This is a genomic window from Halomonas sp. GFAJ-1 (assembly GCA_002966495.1).
Taxonomy (GTDB): domain Bacteria; phylum Pseudomonadota; class Gammaproteobacteria; order Pseudomonadales; family Halomonadaceae; genus Vreelandella.
The window spans coordinates 2,212,365-2,229,488 of record CP016490.1; the positions used below are offsets into that span (position 1 = coordinate 2,212,365).

Here is a 17,124-nt window from a genome sequence, read left to right on the forward strand (position 1 = left end):
GCATGTGAAGATTGATTTTATTTTTGTATAGCCTTTGGTTGCGTTGGTGGCGGACATGATGCTAGTGCGCCTGGCATGACGCGTATCTGTTGAGCAATGGCTTACTCCAAAAGATAGTTTATTTACTAAACAGAATTAGTTAATGTGTATTAGTTTTTTCATGATAACGAACAAAAAATTGTTGGCTCGTATGGCCTAGCTAACCTTATGTCGTATCGAAAAAATTGACGCACATCAGATAAATAGTAGAGAACGAAAAAAAGAGAAGGCTGTTTGTCTATTGTGAGCTAAAAAGTGGCATTTTTGGGAAAGTGCCATTTGGGGAGCGCGCCTGCACGTTTTTTTTATTCTAAAAATCACCTCTCTATTTTTAAAACGAGTGCCTGTTGGTGCTGGGTAAAATATAAAAACTCAAGGGTTCAAGTATGCAGGGCGTATTACTACGCAGCGGTAAAAGTGAGCAGTTTTCAGCGTTGGGGGAGACTGGACAGCCTGTCTTTCGCTCGGCTCTTCAGCTCCGTGAGTCCATCCGGCGTGAGTCGCATAAACGGAAGTTGCAAGAGCCTGGTTTTCCAAACATGGAGCGCCATCTAGCAATTCCCCAAAGTGACCAGCAGGGTGAACTCCTAGATTGGTACAGCGCAATTGAAGGCGACGTTATACCGTGGAGCGCGGCCAGCGAAGAAGAGCGAGCACCGGCTCGACAGGAGTTGCGTCAATTTGAAAGCTTTTTAAAAAGCTTCAGCGACACTTCAATGGCCAAAGCAGATGGGGCACATAACGACCGCGGCGTGTTGGCGAAGTTGCTCAAGCAAGTCATTAGAATTCCCGATCAAGACCATGTTTACCTTGTAAACGGCACGCCCGTGCTTACCTTTTGGGGGTTTGAGTACCCCGATGCGAAGCGCTCTTCCGATCCCTTGCATTTTCTTTATCCACAAGAGCACGCACCTGCTCCGAAACCAACCATACCGCTAGCGGCAGCTACTCCGGTTGAGCCAGTTTCTGAGCCGGAGTCGCCTTTGATGGTTGCAAGGCGCCCCTGGTGGCGGCGTTGGTGGCCGTTAGCTCTCCTCTTGCCATTGCTACTTCTTCTAGGTTTCTTTGGACTGCGCAGTTGCACACCACAAGCTAATTTGCCTGGCGTTGGCACTGGTAATTTGCAAGCACCTGACTTCCAGGCACCCGGTACGGGCTCGAACAATCTACGTATGCCTAAGATACCCGATTTGCATTTTCCTGCTATTTCAATGCCGGATCTTTCTAGCCCGCGGTGGTGGGGAGGTGCCGGTAATAGCGGTTTGGCGCTGGATGGTCGTGGCTCAGGATTACCAGCCGTTGGTTTGCCGGAGATAGGAGCGCCAGATCTGGGTGTTCCTGGCTTAGGTATGCCGGAAGCTGGTATGCCTGAACTGCCCACTTTGCCTGAAGGCGGCGGGGCGGTAAGTGAGCTATCAGCGGAGGGAACCGCTCCTGAAATACCCGCTGGTAATCAGCCCGAAGCGCCGATGGCCCCACCCGAGCTGGGGCAAGAAATGTTGCCTGATAATGCAGCGTTAGCTCCTCCGGCCTCGTTTGAGCCGCTTACTATTCCCTCCCAGGCGGCGGATGGCCCCGCTAACTTTTTAAATGGTAACTGGCGTGCGGCAGGCGTCATGGATAGCGATACAGGACGCCCGTTACGTGTCTCGTATGAGTTTGAAGAGGGCAGGGGGCAAGTGCAGCTGCGTCAAGGTGGCGTTACCTGTACAGGCCCAATCGATGCGGCAATGCAGGGGGGCGCACTTTCGATCCAAAGTCAGGGCCAAGCTAGCTGTGAAGATGGCAGCCATTACGATATGCCCGAAGTGCTTTGCGAGCAGGGTGCCACTGACATGGCCGACTGCGCTGTCAGCTACGCCAACGAGACCTTTCCCATGCAAATGTGGAAAGACAACGAATAATTGCGGAATAGTTGAGAGAAGAGTTACGACATGTTGCCTGAAGTCACTCAGTTCCAAGACGTTGTCCCGTTGGTCAACGATACCGGTGTTCAGTTTGTAGATTTTGCCCTGACGCTTGAGCCTCGTAAGGAAGCCGGCGGTGAGTTTGCTAAATTGGCAGATGACCTTTTGGTACGCCTGCTCACCAATGAAGAAGATGGCACTACTTTTTATGAGCCGGAACCCAACAAGGTTGAGCGAGTTAGTAAGCCGTACCTCGACATGGATATGGAGTCGAGTTTGGCATTGTTGGATCGGCAGTGGGTGCCGATACCGTTTTTTCGGCACATGCCGCCGCATCGATTTGATGAGGGCCCCAGCAACTGGTCGCGTCTGCGTTTGGTAGCGCTGGATACGCCCGATGTTGATGGCCACACCCATCGTATGACGATCGCGTTTGATACGCGGAGTATGCTTAAGCGCGAAGGCACGGCTTACTTGGCACCCAATGAAGAAGACGTGCGTTCGGGAGAGACATTTAAGCTTGCCTTGACTCCCCATGAAATGGGCTGGTTCATGGACTTGGCTTGGGTTAAAGAGTGGCTCAATGATTTATACCGGGAAGGCCATCCGGAGATGGATCAGAATGAGCTGGAGGATGACATTAAGGCGCTACATCCCCAGGCCCACTACTTGAACCTGCTGAGTCTGTTGTGGAAACCGATTCCCGCCGAGCGTACACAGCGAAAGCCCAAGGTGCGAGTACCTGAGGTTCGCTTAGTAGGTAAAGATGCTAGCCAGAAAACCCCCATCTCTGTCGACCTTGTTTTGGATGTGGGCAATTCGCGCACCTGCGGTATTCTGATTGAGCACCATGAGCAGTCAGGCTCTGGTTTAAAGCAGAACTATGTTCTCGAGTTACGTGACCTGGTCGACCCAGAGTGCGTTTACAACGAACCTTTCGAAAGTCGTGTCGAGTTTTCCCAGACTTTCTTTGGTAAGGATCATCTCTCGGTTAAGAGCGGCCGCCATGATGCTTTCCGCTGGCCCACCATTGCTCGAGTGGGAGGTGAGGCGGGGCGCCTGGCTAGTCGTCGTCGCGGTACCGAAGGCTCGACGGGTCTTTCAAGCCCCAAGCGTTATTTGTGGGACGGCAGTCGGTACACACACGGCTGGCGGTTTAATAGTGCTTATGTCAAAGCAGATAAAGAGCCTTTCGCCACGGCCGCTCCTTTTTCCAACCTGATCAATGAGCGCGGCAAAGCGATCTATGCGGTCATGCGTGATGATGAGGAGGATGATCTTCCAGTCTTCAAACCGCACTATTCGCGTAGCTCCTTGATGACTTTCATGCTTTCGGAAGTGTTGGCGCAGGCGCTGATGCAAATCAATAGCCCGGCCCAACGCTCTCGTCAGGGCAATATCGATGTTCCGCGCCGCCTACGTTCAATCATCTTGACGGTGCCCCCGGCTATGCCGCTTGCAGAGCGCAGTATCCTGGATGAGCGTATGCGTGAAGCGGTGGGACTGATTTGGCAGGGCATGGGGTGGTATCAGGGTGAGGATGACCCCTTTGAGCCTGTTGAGGCTGACGCGCCGTCACCACCGCTGCCAAAAATTCGTGTCGAGTGGGACGAAGCGACCTGCGGGCAGCTGGTTTATCTATATACCGAAATCAATGAAAACTTCGCAGGCCATCCTGAAGAATTTTTCGACACTTTGGCGCGCCCAGAAAAACAGCAGCGGGATCGGATAACGCTTGCCAGTATCGATATTGGTGGTGGCACCACCGATTTAGTGATCACCGATTACCGTATCGAGAGCGATGAAAGAAGCGGCAACAGTAGCAATGTTCATATCGTTCCTGAGCAACGTTTTCGTGATGGCTTCCGTATTGCCGGCGATGACATTCTGCTTGATGTCATTCAGACCTTTGTACTGAAGAGCTTTGAAGAGGCACTTAGGCTGACGGGGGTGTCTTCCCCGGATGCCATGATGTCACGCTTGCTGGGTGGAGAAAGCCTGAGTGCTCAGGAGCAGGTGCTGCGTCAGCAGCTCAATTTGCAGGTCTTCACGCCTCTTGGGTTGAAATTGCTCAGTTATTACGAAAATTTTGATCCTCAAGAAAAAGAAAGTGAGGAGAACCCGCACGTCATCACTGCGACGTACCGAGAGCTGTTGGGTGATCACGCGGCAAGCGAGGCGGTTAGGGAATATGTACATGGGGCCGTGCGACGTGATGTGAAAAACCATAGCGCCACACCGTTCGAGCTAATGGACATCCCGATTACCTTTAACCTCCCTCACGTGCATAAAGCGTTTTTGGGCGATGGCATCAATATCGGTAAAACCCTCGGCGCTCTATGTGAGGTGATCCATCAATATAGCTGCGACATGTTGCTGCTAACGGGCCGTCCATCACGATTACCAGGTATCCAAGCGTTTTTACGCAAAATGCTGCCGCTACCCCCTGGGCGGATTCTGCCCATGCAGAACTATCGCACTGGTAACTGGTACCCCTTCCACTCTAATGGCGAGATTGATGACCCCAAAAGTACTGCGGCGGTCGGCGCGATGCTGTGCCTGTTGTGTGATCAGTTAGATTTACCCAGTTTTTACTTCCGTACTCAGGAGCTCAGGCCTTACTCATTGATTCGCCACTTAGGCTCGATTGATAACAACAACGTCATGAAAAGCGACGACGTGGTCTATCGGGATATCAAAGCCAATGAAAACGGCACCGCGATTGAGCTGCCAGAAGACGACGAAACAAAAGTACAGGTGCGCGGGGGGATTGTGCGTCTTGGTTATCGTCAGTTAGATGCCGAGCGTTGGGTGGCCTCACCGCTCTATACCCTTGAGCTGACCGAGTCGGGCAAGGATAAATATAGAGAAGCAGTAGTGAATGATGGAAACGGCAACCAGCCGGTGGTCGAAGTGGAACTCAAAGTCGTTGATAAAAAAGACAAAGTCGGCCTCATCAGTGATGAGCTAAAAGTTAGCCGAGTTAGCTCCAATACCAACAAGTCATTTAGCAAAACAGATATTAATCTTCAGCTCAATACGATGATTGATGCAGGGCTGGGCGATTCTAATTACTGGCTGGACAGCGGGAGTGTGAAGCGCAAATGAGCAATCTGACGGCTAAACAACACCAACTGGGCCAAGGCTGGAATGCTGTGCACGCCGGTGCCGGTCAAGCTATCGAGTGGATCGAAAATGTCCGTGGCAATGCCCCGCGTCTGGATAGTGAAGCGGATAACTTGATTCTGGAATTGCACAAGGCACGTAACCTAGCCTCAAGCCTGGGGCGTGCTGCGGGCACCCCAATGACCATTGGTTTTTTCGGGCTTTCCCAAGCAGGGAAGTCCTACTTGATCTCGGCAATGGCCGCGGGACACAACGGCAAGCTGGAAACCGATTACGGCGGCAAGCGTCTTGATTTCATTGAGCACGTAAACCCTGTTGGTGGGGGTAAGGAAGCCACTGGTTTGGTAACCCGCTTCAGTCGTACGGCGATGAGCGGGCCAGCAGATTCGCCTGTTGAACTGCGCCTTTTCAGTGAAGTTGAAATTGCCAAGATATTGGCTAACGCCTGGTTTAACGATTTCGACCATGAACAGCTGCACTATGAACTTGATGAAGCACGTATTGAGCGAATTCTCAGGCCGTTCGAAGGTGTTGATATTACGGCAGACGAACAGCCAGGGTTAAGCGGTGATGATGTAGTGTCATTATGGGATTACCTCACTGGCAGCTTTAAGAAATCGATTAGCAAACTGGAAGCGCGTTACTGGCCGCGGGTTCTCAAATTAGCGCCGCGCCTCTCCTGCGAACAGCGTGCTGATCTATTCTCTCTGCTGTGGGGCGAGCAAGAAGAGCTTACTCGTCTTTATGTGCAGTTGGCGTCCACCTTACGGCGCCTTGGCAACGCCCCTACCGTTTATGCGCCGCTGACGTGTCTCGTGACCCCCGAAGGCGAGGGCTATAGCCAGCGTGACAGCATTATGAACGTGGATATTCTTGAGCGTTTAGGAAGTGCCAGTGATCATAGTTTAGAGGTGCGCCCAGTAGAGCAGGAAGCGCCCGGCAAAGCGGTAGCGGTATCGGTAGCTCAGTTAGCAGCACTGACCGCCGAGCTTACGTTCCCGCTGATTGAGCCAACCCAAGACCCTCACGTTGAAAAAGTTGATTTATTAGACTTTCCTGGTTATCGCGGCCGCCTTAGCCTGAAGAGTGTTACTGAAGCTGCCAGTCAAGCCAGTAGCGAAGGGGGCAACCCAGTTTCACAGCTAGTACTGCGCGGCAAAGTAGCTTATTTATTCGAACGGTATACAGACAGCCAGGAAATGAACGCTCTGGTGGTGTGTACGAGCTCGGATAAACAAAGCGACGTGACCTCGGTCGGCCCGGTGCTAACGCGCTGGATTGAAAAGACCCAAGGCGTAACCAGCCAAGACCGTGCGGGTAAAGCGCCGGGGCTAATCTGGACGCTTACCATGTTTGATAAGCGTATCAGTGGCGCGTTGAACCTGACGGAAAGCCAGTTACGTGAAGGCTGGGAAGGGTTGATTAAGATGACTCTGTTGGAGCGTTTTGGTCAGTACGACTGGATGAGCCAGTGGGCGCCGGGTGAACCCTTCAACAATACTTTTCTAGTGCGCAAGCCGCGGCTGCCCGTTCCTTTCCTTGATAGCCGTGATAACGAAGAGCTGGGTATTAACGACGACTGCGCAGCGCCTCTTGTGCGTATGGCGTCTACCTTTGCTGAGAATGCCAGCGTTCAAAAGCACGTGCACGCGCCTGACGAAGCTTGGGAAGCGATGCTGGCGCTTAACGATGGCGGCATCAAGCGCATCAGCCAGTACTTAGGCCGCATTGCCACGCTGGACTTTAAGTTGGCCAGTATCGAAAAGCAGCTGAACGACACACTAACCTCTTTGGTTGAAAAACGCTTGGCTCCTCTTCATCACACCGATGGCAGTGGCGAAGTGGCTAAAAAACGCGAGGCCGCCAAGCTTTTGTGGCAAAGCCTAGGGCAGCGCCTGGCAACCCTAGGTGAGTTGCAGCACCAGTTGGAGCTACCCCAGCAAACAGTTCGCGATCTGTACTTGAGCGATAGCGAAGAAGAAGGTGTGCCAGCCACAGAAGGCGATGCAGATAAAGAGGAAGCTAAGCAGGCCGATAGCCTCTACTGCAATAGCGGCTTTAGCCTGAATGATGACCCCTTCTCCAGCGGCTCTCCCTTTGATGATAATGCCGCGGCTGCACCTGCCTCCAATAACGCGCCAGTGCTACAAGGTGCGGATCACCGCTTCGCACGCAAGGTTTTCCAGGCATGGGTGGCTCATCTGCGAGAAATACCCGGGCGGCAGGCGTTGCTTCAACTGTTGGGATTGGAAAAAGCCGTGGTTGAGTCGCTGACCGACGAGCTGATCACAGCCGCTAATCGTATGGAGCTACAGCAGCATTTGGATCAAGCGCTGCTAAGGCGTGCCCAAAGCAGTGCTAAACGTGATCAGTTGGTAGAGCGTCAAGTATTAGCCGCTCAATTGGTGCTGCGCGACTTTATTGCATGGCTGGGGTATCAGAATGTGCCGGTTGACCAGCGACCTAACAGCCTCGCGGGTAAAAAAGAAAAGCTGTTTTTGCCGAATCCCCCCATTTTGCCGGGGGAGCTACCGCACCTTGCGCCTCAACCGGTGAATCAAGCCGTACTTTACTTGGCCGACTGGCTTTCAGGACTGTGTATCGTGACGCAGGAAAATGCAGGTCATACCGCGGGACGGGAAATTACCATGGAACAAAACGAGCGCCTGGGTGCTGTACTGTCAACGTTTCGCCAACCGGAGGTGACCCATGCGGGTTGAACTGCGTCCGCTGGAATCCGGTACGCCGGGTCAAGGCCGTTTACTGCTCAAGGGATGGAAAGGAGCAACGACGACACTGCAACTGACGATTCAAGAAAGCCAGGATCAACAATTTCTGCATCCGGGCAAAACGTGGAGCACTAAGACTCACTCGTTTGAATTGGCAAGGTTGGAAGAAGCCGATGCCGAGCGTCTCCAGGTAGTGCTCGACAGCACGATTATTGATCCTCTTTTAGAGCTTCCCGGCTCTACGCAATATCTGCTGACACTGCAGGATGCTCAGGGAACGAAAGGTGAAGGGGTAATTCGGCTATCACGCGATTTAATGCCGTCCAGCGCTGCGGGTTCTACGCCTTCTGCAGCTGCCAGTACGGCCCTGCATTCGCCCCCTGTCACGGACAAAACGCCTGACCCAGCGCCAGAGACAGAACCTGAATTAAAAGCGCCGCCTAAGCCTGAACCCGTGCCGGTCGTGGAAACTCCGCCAGTGAACAAGACAAGCAAGCGGGGGCCTTTGTTGTTTCTATTGTTGGGGCTTGGACTCTTGGCTGCCGTGGCATTCGGTGCTTGGTACTGGTTTAGCAACAATGCCAATACCACGGAAACTGAGCCGACTACTCAAGAGAACATCGAGGAAGAAGGCAGTTTCGAAGAGGAGGAAATCGTACAAGAAGATAACGACGTTAGCGAAGCAGAGGCTGACCTCTCTTCTGAAGAAAATCTGCAAGAAAGCAGTGCTGAATCATCGGCCGGCCCGGCAATGGCATGTTCGATAGAAGCACTGGGTGAGCAGGATGAGTTGGCATTTGTACAAGGCTGTTCCCAAGCAGATATGACGTCAGAAGCGCTGCTGTCTGTGATCGAAGCAGCACGTGATGCCAATCAGTGCGGAATAGCGCGGCGTCTATACGCCAACCGCGCTATCGCTGGCGATGCCACTATTGCGCTGGCTTATGCTCGTGAATACGACCCAGCCTATCACCAGGCTAACACCTGCTTTAGCTCAGCCGATGCGGAAACCGCGGGCTATTGGTACCAGATCGTACTCGATGTTGAGCCTGAAAATAGTGAAGCACAGGCACGTTTTGAGGAGTTGGGCGGATGATGCGTAAAACGCTCGCGACCTTCGTTTTTTCGACGGTTGCTTTATCAGGCATAGGGCTGGGTGCCACTGTAGCGCTGGCCGATCCACGTCCGCTACTGCAAGAAGGTAAGCAAACTCTGCATCAGCGTGTGCTGACGACACCCGGGTGTGAATTAACGCAGACGGCGGGAAGCAGTGGCGAACTTCAGCCAGCGTTTACCCGTTTTTATGTTTATGAGCGCAGCGACGTTGATGGACGTGAGTGGCTGAAAGTTGGGCCGGATAGCTATGGTGACACGAGCGGGTGGTTACCGGCGGATTGCAGTGTTGCATGGAAAATGCAGTTAACGCTGGCGTTCACTAATCCAGCAAACCGTCAGCGCCTGTTGTTCTTCCGTGAGAGAAATGACCTGCAAGACATTCTCGATGAATACGAGCCTTCCAGTCAGGTAGTTCCTTTACATGCTGCTCTGGATCGTGATGAAGAGGTGTCTGCGGTTTTGGCACGGGAGCCTGAGTACTTTGTCGATCTTCAGGAACAGTTTTACTTGTTGCCCATACTCGAAGGTGAAGAGGTATTCACTGAAGCTGGCTTTCGTGCACGCTTATTGAACGTGGCGTCAGTTAGTAAAGCGGGTGAGCTGGATCCTGCTGGGGTTGAAACAGGCCCTGAAGGTGGCACGCAGGCCAGTCAGTTGCGTGAATTTAACGCAGGCGTTGTGTTCGTGATTGACTCGACGATTTCCATGGGGCCGTATATCGAGCGTACTCGTGAAGCAGTGAGCAAGATACTCGATCGAATCGAAGCGGAAAACCTTGATCAGCAAGTCAAATTTGGTTTGGTGTCTTTTCGCGACAGCGTAGAGATGGTGCCTGAACTTGAGTACGTCAGCCGCATGTATGCCAACCCGATGGAGGTTCAAGGCAGGGAAGACTTGATGGCGCGCATGGATAAGCTCCATGAAGCTACGGTTTCCACGCCGGGTTTTGAAGAAGATGCTTATGCCGGGGTGATGCAGGCAATTGATGAAGTAGATTGGAGCCAGTATGGCGCTCGCTATATTGTTTTAATTACCGATGCCAGCGCCATCGAGGGTGATCATGAGCGCTCCTCAACCGGGTTAAGTGCTGACCAAGTGCGGCTAGAGGCTGCTAATCCAGGTGTGGCCATTTACACACTTCACTTGAAAACGGCAAGCGGCGAACGTTTTAACGACCATGCTAGGGCTGCAGCCCAATACGCAAACCTCTCGACCTATGCGGGCACCAACACCTCTTTGTACTACCCAGTGGAAGCAGGCGATGTCGAGGCTTTCGGCGCTAAAGTGGATGCCTTGGCTGAGGCAATTACGTCTCAAGTGCGTGCGGCTTACCTGGGTGACGGTGCTATCGGAAGCGCCTTGAATGCGCAACAGTCTGACCCTGATGAGACTGACCCCGATCAGCAGCGCCTGCTGGAAGATGCGAGCCTCATTGGCCACGCGATGCAACTTGCTTACCTTGGCCAGCAGAAGGGGAGTGTAGCTCCGCCGGTTTTCGAGGCCTGGATTAGCGATCGTGATCTAGTACAGCAAAACCGTCCAAGTACTGACGTTCGAGTGCTACTGACGAAATCGCAGTTGAGCGATCTTAGTGATGTTGTAACGCAGATTTTGGATGCTGCCAACCAGGGGCTTATTTCACCTACTGACATGTTTGATCGGCTGCGTTCGGTGGCAGCAGCCATGGGCACCGACCCTAATCAGCTGCAGCAAAACGAGACTACACAGTTGGCCGAGTTGGGTTTGATGGGAGAGTACCTAGAAGACCTACCTTACCAGAGCGAAGTGCTCAATTTAGATGAAGCCACCTGGAAGAGCTGGGATGGTCTATCTCAAGAGCGCTTCATTCGTAATCTGAGCATTAAGCTGCGTCACTATCAGCGCTATAACGAGGATGTCGATCGATGGGTTTCGCTTGCTGAAGGCAGTGATCCAAGAGACGACGTCTATCCTGTTCCTCTTGAAATGATGCCCTGATATAGGCATTTAAAACAACTGAGGTAAACAGGATGTTGGCGATACAGGGCATGGTGGTGCAGCGTGGTCAAGGCACGCAAGCACATAAAATACGCTTGCCAAAATTATGCCTATCACCAGGTGAGTGCTTGGCGATTACCGGCCCTAGTGGGTGTGGAAAAAGCACCTTATTAGAAGCGGTGGGGCTGCTTTTGGCACCCAGCGCGCTTGAGCATTTTATTCTGGGGAAAGCACAGCACGACGTTGCAACGCTTTGGCGTAATCACGAGCAAGGTGAACTGGCTAAGCTTCGTGCACGTGATATAGGGTTTGTGCTGCAAAACGGTGGGTTACTGCCGTTTTTAAATGTGGCTGACAATATTGCCCTGCCGCGTCGTCTGCAGGGGTTGCCCAATAAAAGCGATCGTGTTGAGCAAGCCGTCGAACGCCTGGGTTTAACGCTGCTGATGGATAAACGTCCGGCAATGCTTTCCATTGGTGAGCGTCAACGGGTCGCTTTTGTGCGTGCTTTGGCACACGAGCCACATCTGTTATTGGCTGATGAACCCACCGCCGCACTTGACCCTCATAGCGCGCATGGGCTCTTTGCACTGTTTATGGAAGTAGTGGAAGAGCTACAGCTTGCCGCGCTAGTCGTCTCTCATGACTGGGATCTCGTTCAGACATTCGGTTTAGCGCGCTTTGATGCCATCACGTTAAAAGGGGAGACCGTCTTTGAACCCCGCAACTAAGCGTTTTCGACTGCTGGCATCGTTAGCATTAAAAGATCTCTGGCATGACCGCAAGGTGTCGATGTGTATTGCCGCGGCGCTGGTTGCCGTGATTGCGCCCTTATTATTGCTGTTCGGGCTTAAGCATGGGGTCGTCAGCCAATTACAGTCGGAGCTACTTAATGACCCTCGCAATTTGGAAATTCGTATGATTTCCAGCGGTCGTTATGATGCTGAATGGCTTGAAGAGCTGCGCAACCGCGCTGAGGTGGGTTTTGCAATTGGTATGACACGCTCACTTAATACCCAAGCAGATTTAGTGCGGGATCGCCGCCATTTCGTCGATAACGCTGAAATTATTCCCACAGCGGAAGGTGATCCTCTACTGGCATCACTTTCGCTATCTCAGCCCCTTCAAGGAACTGCGGTCGTACTGAGTGAATCGGCTGCTCGTCGCTTAAATGTGGGCGTTGACGAAGAGTTGAGTTTGTTTGTCAGCCGCCGTCTTGATGGCCGAGCAGAGCGTGGTCAGCAATCTGTCATTGTGAAAGGTATTTTACCCGCTGACGTTTTCCCCCGACCGGCTGCTTTTGTCACGCTACCGCTATTGATTGCACTTGAAGATTTTCGCGATGGCTACCGTATAGACTCCCTTGGGGTGGAGACAGGTGAGCAACGAGGTGACAGGGAAACACATTTTTCTCGTGCTCGTTTGTATGCCGCCGACATGGATCAGGTGGCGAAACTGGAACAGTGGCTCAATGCCCAGCATATCGATACGGCCAGCCGCTTGGCTGAGATCGAGAATGTAAAGGCCATCAACCATGTGTTGGGGCTGGTGTTTGGGGTTATTGCGAGTACCGCGTTGGTAGGTTGTTTAGCGTCAATGCTAGGCGCTTTCTTAGCTAACATCGATCGTAAGCGCAAGGATTTAGCAGTGCTTCGCCTATTGGGCTTTGATCGTCCGGCAATCGCGGGATATATCGTCTTGCAGGCCAGCACGCTAACGCTTGCAGCGTACGGGGTTGGACTTGCTCTCTATGGGCTGGGAAGCCAGATATTTAACCAGGCCCTGGCAATGAGTACGACAACCGGGAGCGTTGTCTGCCGGATCACCTTCGTGCACGGCGTGATGGCCCTTTTATTGGCGTTGTTAGTTGCCCTCGTCGTGGCGTTGATTGGCATGCTGCGCGCTTTCAGTATTGAACCTGCGGAGAGTCTGCGTGAATTATAAATCCCTTAGAGAGTTTTCCCGACATTGGGGTGGTGCAGGGTGCGCTGCTGTTTTGCTTTTTCAGGTGGGCACTGCCTCAGCCGAATGGGATGAGCGATTGTATAATCCCATGCCTCAAGATGATGATGTCATTCTGCCGATGCCTTGTGATGGCGCCATGGCGTTTCGCAAAGTGCATATTCCGGCGACTGGACCCCTTGATGATTTCCCAATCAATATCGGTCAGGACGGTACTGGCTGGGGGTATGTTGAGCAGCGTCGGCCTTCCTATGTTTCCGGTAATTTCAGTGAAAGCGAAGGCGTCTCGCGTTACTACCTACTGGCTAAGTATGAAACAACGCAATTGCAGTATGACGCCTTAATGAGGGACGAGTGTCCGTCACCTTCAACGCGCTTACGCTTGCCGGTGGTATCAGTGAGTTGGTTCGAGGCAACAGCGGCAGCGGACCGTTATAACCTTTGGCTGCGTGAGAACAGTGAAGATGCTTTGCCGCAGGAGGATGGAGTGCTGGGTTTTGTGCGCTTGCCCACAGAAATTGAGTGGGAATATGCCGCGCGGGGTGGCTTAGAAGTTGATGTTGCTGAGTTTCGTGATGGTCGATATCCCATGCCGGAAGGCTTGAATGCATATGAGTGGTTTGCTGGCCCCCAGTCGGCTAACGGTCAATTGCAATTAGCGGGTTTACTGCATCCTAACCCACTGGGCCTGCATGACATGTTGGGAAATGCGGCAGAAATGATGTTTGAGCCGTTTCGCCTCAATAAATTAGATCGCCAGCATGGGCAAGCAGGTGGATTCGTTGTGCGCGGCGGCAGTTATCTAACACCCCAGAGCGATATTCGCACAGCATTACGCGGCGAAGAGCCTTATTACCGGGACAGCGGCCAATCCCAAAGTGGACAAGTAGGCTTTCGCTTGTCGCTGGTGGCACCGACTTTGACCTCGCGGGATCGAATTGCTGAGATCGAAGCCAGCTGGCGCGAACTGGGCGCAGATTTAGAGTCTACAGACGGATCTCAAGATACAGCCGGAACGGTTGAGCAGCTGAGTAACTTGGCGTCTGAGCTTCAAGATAGTGCATTACAAGAGCAGTTGCGCGACTTAGAGAGCCAGCTAAGAGCAAGTAACCAGCGCCAAGAAGAAGCACGCAACTTAGCCGTGCGCGCGAGTCTTAATCTGGGGAGTTTTCTCTGCACTAAGTTAGAGGATGACGGCGTTTTCCTCGATTTTCTCCATAATAATTACCAAATTAACTGTGAGTCTGGCAACGCAGATGCAAGCTGCGGCATGCGTCAACAGCGCCTAGAAGAGCAGGATGCGAGGCTGCAGGCATTAAGCCGTTACTACGCCAGTAGCTTGGTCGAGTCAGCCACGTTGTACGGTGAAAGCTTGCTCAAAGAGCAAGTTGAAGTATTTGAGGAAATTATCACTCGTAATCGACAGCTCACTCCGCTTAAGCCCTATCTACACACTCACTGGGAAAACCAGCGGGAGTATCTGCAAGAGCAACACATTTCCACCAATGCCTGGCTGGAAAACTGCAAAGCTATGGCCAATTAAAAAAAACGCAAGGGAACTTACTATGCAAAGCAATCAGATGTCTTTTAAAGCACGCACGTTAAGTTTGAAGAAAGCACTAATGATGTCAGCAGTGGCTGGCAGTATGTTGGTGCTCAGCGGCTGTGTGACGACAGGAAGCTCGATGCTATCTGGTAACGGCAGTAACGCTGCTGCGGACCCGCGACTAACCCAAGGTAGTGATGCGCAGTTCTTTAGTCGTTCAGGTTATCAAGCCTGTGCAGCCGGTGCCGCAGCAGGCATGTTGGGTTGTGCTATCACCAATCCGAGTAATAGGACGCAGTGCATGATTATTGCCGGGTTAGGTGCTTGCGGTGTTGCCATGGGTGCCAACTATTATCTTGATCAACGTCGCAGCGAGTATGCCAATACCAGCGAGCGTTTAGAGGCAATGAGTGCGGATATTCAAGAAGACACTCGTAATGTCATCGCGCGGACTGAAACCGTGCGCGAGGTGATGGAAGAAGATAAAGCGCGTATTCAGCGCATTCAAACTGATATGGAAGCACAGCAACTTGACCAAGCGGCCGCGGAGCGTGACTTGGCAGCTATCGATAGCAATATTGGGATTTTGCGTCGTGAACTAGCTAACATGCGTAAGAAAGCAGATAGTTATCAAGAGGTTGCTGCCGCAGAGAGAGTGGAAGCCAGTCCCGCAGAAATGGCGCGTGTCGAACAGGATATCGACGTGATGAACCAGCAGGTGTTGGCACTGCAGCAAGAAGTGGATGAACTCTACAACATGCGCTCTGCTATCACGTTGGGTTAAGGAATCGAGCAAAACATTATGAAAAACGCCATGATAAGTAAAACCATAATGATAGCCAGCAGCGTGGTGTTGCTGGCCGGTTGTGCGACTACGCCGGAACAGTGTGATCCTTATAATCGCGATGCGAGCCTTGTAGCAAAACTCTCTTGTGATACCTCTGGGGCCTATCGTGCTCAAGTTGAGCAGCGCGAACAGCAGGTTCGTCTGGATCAAGAAGAAAACGCCTTGTTTCATCAAGTTTATAGCGACATTCGCGCCCAGCAGCAGGCTACCCGCGAGGACTTGAGTGTTCAGCAAGAAAAGCAGCAAGCACTCAATAGCTCTCTACAAACATTACTGACACGCTTGCAAGCGCGTAGTGGTGAGGAACTTGGGCTTCAGCATCGTCTTAATGCCATTGAGCAGCAATTGAACGCTAATCAAGAGCCTGCCCGTGACGAAGCAGAAATTGAGGCCCGCAGAGCGCGTTTAGCTGAACTTGAGCAGCAGGTAAGCCGTCTTCAGCAAAGCTTAGGCTATGAATAAGGCGGAAGAGTAACAATGCAACGGATCCTGCGTGATACCCAAGTGATGCTGGGTGGTACTTTTGAAAGCTATCAGGCCAAAGTCGCGCTTATTCATCGTCATTTTCCTCCTAGCATTGGCAGTATGTTCGCCCTACCACGTAACGGTCAGGGGGATACGCTGGAGTGGTGGACGGAACTGCCGGGTCAGCCGCTGGTGTTTGATGCTTTAACAAAAGATGAGCAATCTTTATTGTTGGAGCGTTATGAGCAACGCCAGCAGAGCTTAGGGCGTTTGGCCGATGAGCTGGTTAGACGCGGTGATAGTGACGCTGGCGAAAGCTTGCGAACCTTAATAGGCCCCGCTGAAAAGCAGCACCTTTATAGCCTCAACGGCGAACCCGTAGTGATTCGTTGGGGCGCGGATATGGTGAAAGCCACCGCGCCTATCGTTACGCCTAAGCCTGCTCCGGTGGTTACGCCCGTTGCCCCTGTAGCAGCGGCGTCACGCCGTAGATCGTTCAAGCCGCTGTTGTGGTTGTTGCCGTTACTTCTACTCTTTGCTCTGGGCTGGCTGCTGTATCTATTTTGGCCTTTGGATCGCTACTGGCCGCGCTGGTTTGGAAACGATTCAGGGGCCGTGCCTTACGCATGCCGTGAGGGTGAGCAAGGCTTACCACCAGAGTTTGTATTGATTTTTGATACGTCCGGTTCGATGAATCTCAATATTGCGGCAACACAAGAGGATGAAGAGTGGTATTTCGGCTTATCTGGGTTTCATCAGATGATGCTGCGTAATACAGGCAATGAGCGTCTCTTATCATTGGAGTCAGGAACCTCTCGATTAGAGGTCGCCAAGGATTCTGTATCTCATATTATTAACCAGCTTCACCCCGATATTGATACTGGCCTCATTACCTATGCAGGGTGTGGTTCTCCAGTCAAACAAGGGATATTCAGCTTTGACCAGCGAGAGCAGCTGATTGCCGGTATCCAGTCTTTACATGCCTATGATGGCACCCCCTTGGCTGAAAGCTTGGTGGCAGCAGCCGGCTTAGTGGATGGCCGGGAGCGGGATGCAACCATCATCGCTTTTGTCGACGGAACCGACGGTTGTGGGCAGGATCAGTGTCACATTGCAGCAGAGATTGCCCAAAATCAGCCACGGCTTACGATTAACGTCGTCGATGTGACTAAAGATGGTCTCTCTAATTGCTTGGCGGAACAGACCGGTGGTCAAGTGTTTAGCTCACAGGATGCTATTGAAATTAGCAGCATGCTGGAAAAAGCCAGCGCTCAGCTACTCAATGCTAACTATTGTGAGTAAGAAGAACTTGCCAGCCGGTCAGGTTGGTTCTACTGCGAGTAATAAACAAGCAGTTAACGGTGAGGCAATGATGCCTCTGCGCCAATGGCGCGACAAAAATTCAAAAGG

Annotated in this window: 11 protein-coding genes; all 11 read left to right on the forward strand. The window is 52.3% G+C overall.

The window, feature by feature from the left end; genetic code table 11:
• Window positions 1-425 precede the first annotated feature (425 nt).
• From BB497_09940 to BB497_09990, 11 genes are read left to right on the forward strand one after another with little or no spacing between them, the layout of a single operon-like run.
• Window positions 426-1,943 (forward strand): hypothetical protein, encoded by a 1,518-nt coding sequence (locus BB497_09940; protein AVI62989.1) that lies wholly within the window; start codon window positions 426-428, stop codon window positions 1,941-1,943.
• Window positions 1,944-1,973: 30 nt separating this feature from the next.
• Window positions 1,974-5,054: a virulence factor SrfB gene (locus tag BB497_09945; GenBank protein ID AVI62990.1), complete on the forward strand. Its 3,081-nt coding sequence runs from the start codon at window positions 1,974-1,976 to the stop codon at window positions 5,052-5,054.
• The gene (locus BB497_09950) at window positions 5,051-7,792 is read left to right on the forward strand and encodes a hypothetical protein (GenBank protein ID AVI62991.1); all 2,742 of its coding nucleotides are present in this window, start codon (window positions 5,051-5,053) and stop codon (window positions 7,790-7,792) included. Before BB497_09945 ends, BB497_09950 begins: the two co-directional genes overlap by 4 nt.
• On the forward strand, window positions 7,782-8,897 hold the full coding sequence (locus BB497_09955; protein AVI62992.1) for a hypothetical protein: 1,116 nt from the start codon (window positions 7,782-7,784) through the stop codon (window positions 8,895-8,897). Before BB497_09950 ends, BB497_09955 begins: the two co-directional genes overlap by 11 nt.
• Window positions 8,894-10,894: a serine/threonine protein kinase gene (locus BB497_09960; protein AVI62993.1), complete on the forward strand. Its 2,001-nt coding sequence runs from the start codon at window positions 8,894-8,896 to the stop codon at window positions 10,892-10,894. The genes BB497_09955 and BB497_09960 overlap by 4 nt, the downstream gene beginning before the upstream one ends.
• 32 nt (window positions 10,895-10,926) lie before the next feature.
• Window positions 10,927-11,625 carry an ABC transporter ATP-binding protein gene (locus tag BB497_09965; protein ID AVI62994.1) on the forward strand — a complete coding sequence of 233 codons (699 nt, stop codon included), beginning with the start codon at window positions 10,927-10,929 and terminating at the stop codon, window positions 11,623-11,625.
• Window positions 11,609-12,838, forward strand: a complete 1,230-nt coding sequence (locus tag BB497_09970) for an ABC transporter permease (GenBank protein AVI62995.1) — start codon at window positions 11,609-11,611, stop codon at window positions 12,836-12,838. Before BB497_09965 ends, BB497_09970 begins: the two co-directional genes overlap by 17 nt.
• A gap of 52 nt (window positions 12,839-12,890) precedes the next feature.
• Window positions 12,891-14,399, forward strand: a complete 1,509-nt coding sequence (locus tag BB497_09975) for a hypothetical protein (protein ID AVI62996.1) — start codon at window positions 12,891-12,893, stop codon at window positions 14,397-14,399.
• 37 nt (window positions 14,400-14,436) lie between these two features.
• On the forward strand, window positions 14,437-15,186 hold the full coding sequence (locus BB497_09980; protein ID AVI64324.1) for a hypothetical protein: 750 nt from the start codon (window positions 14,437-14,439) through the stop codon (window positions 15,184-15,186).
• A gap of 30 nt (window positions 15,187-15,216) precedes the next feature.
• Window positions 15,217-15,711: a hypothetical protein gene (locus BB497_09985; GenBank protein ID AVI64325.1), complete on the forward strand. Its 495-nt coding sequence runs from the start codon at window positions 15,217-15,219 to the stop codon at window positions 15,709-15,711.
• A gap of 15 nt (window positions 15,712-15,726) precedes the next feature.
• Window positions 15,727-17,016: a hypothetical protein gene (locus tag BB497_09990; protein AVI62997.1), complete on the forward strand. Its 1,290-nt coding sequence runs from the start codon at window positions 15,727-15,729 to the stop codon at window positions 17,014-17,016.
• Window positions 17,017-17,124 lie beyond the last annotated feature (108 nt).